Origin of the sequence: Streptomyces sp. NPDC008238, from assembly GCF_042956445.1 — a bacterium.
Lineage (GTDB): Bacteria > Actinomycetota > Actinomycetes > Streptomycetales > Streptomycetaceae > Actinacidiphila.
In genome coordinates this window covers 1-1,085 of record NZ_JBIBGK010000027.1, presented here as the reverse complement: position 1 = coordinate 1,085, position 1,085 = coordinate 1, and the positions used below count along the sequence as shown (strand labels likewise).

The window sequence follows — 1,085 nt, the reverse complement described above, 5'->3', positions numbered from 1 at the left end:
CACGACGGAACCCACCACGATCGTCACGGCGGTCATCGCGCGGACGATCCTCACGAGGACGGTCGTAACGGGGCCGGTCATCACGACGGAACCCACCACGATCGTCACGGCGGTCATCGCGCGGACGATCCTCACGAGGACGGTCGGTACGCGGGCGGTCGGTACGCGGGCGGTCATCACGACGGTAACCGCCGCGGTCGTCACGCGGACGGTCATCGCGGGGACGGTCGTAGCGCGGCCGGTCGTCACGACGGAACCCACCGCGGTCGTCACGCCGGTCATCGCGCGGACGATCCTCACGGGGACGGTCGTAGCGCGGCCGGTCATCACGACGGAACCCACCACGGTCATCACGGCGGTCATCCCGCCGGTCGTCACGGGGACGCTCATCGCGGGGACGGTCGGTACGCGGGCGGTCGTCACGACGGAACCCACCGCGGTCGTCACGCCGGTCATCGCGACCCCGGTCCTCGTACCGTCCGCGCGGACGGTCTTCGGGACGGCGGTAACCGCCGCCGCCGGCTCGGTCGCCTTCGCGCCGGGGGCCGCCGCTGCGGTATCCACCCCGGTCGCCGCCCTGGCGCGGAGCGCGCCGCTCAGGCCGATCCGGCCGTTCCTCGGGCGAGTTGGACATCGACGTGACTCCTGTCGTTCGTACTGCTGTAGTGCCAGTCTCTCGTACCAGTCCGCGAGTTGCGCACCACGCCAAAAACAAAAAGACCCTCGGTCCCAGCGCTTTGGCCAGGACCGAGGGTCCATAAAGATTGTTCGGCGGCGTCCTACTCTCCCACAGGGTCCCCCCTGCAGTACCATCGGCGCTGAAAGGCTTAGCTTCCGGGTTCGAAATGTAACCGGGCGTTTCCCTAACGCTATGACCACCGAAACACCATCGGGTGTCAGGCGAACAAGCACACTTTTCAGTTAAGTGACTGGTTCAACCGGTGCGACCGTTCGCAACCCGGGAACCAAACAGTGGACGCGAGCATCTGAGGACAAGCCCTCGGCTTATTAGTACCGGTCAGCTCCACCCATTACTGGGCTTCCACATCCGGCCTATCAACCCAGTCGTCTACTGGGAGCCTTAA

At 66.2% G+C, this 1,085-nt stretch carries 2 rRNA genes and 1 pseudogene; all 3 read right to left on the bottom strand.

What is annotated here, in order from left to right:
• Positions 1 to 759: pseudogene (locus ACFZAU_RS34350) on the bottom strand (hypothetical protein); the annotation flags it as partial.
• A 7-nt stretch (positions 760 to 766) separates the two neighbouring features.
• Positions 767 to 883 (bottom strand): 5S ribosomal RNA (rrf, locus tag ACFZAU_RS34345).
• Between the two features lie 105 nt (positions 884 to 988).
• A 23S ribosomal RNA gene (locus ACFZAU_RS34340) occupies positions 989 to 1,085 on the bottom strand; the annotation flags it as partial.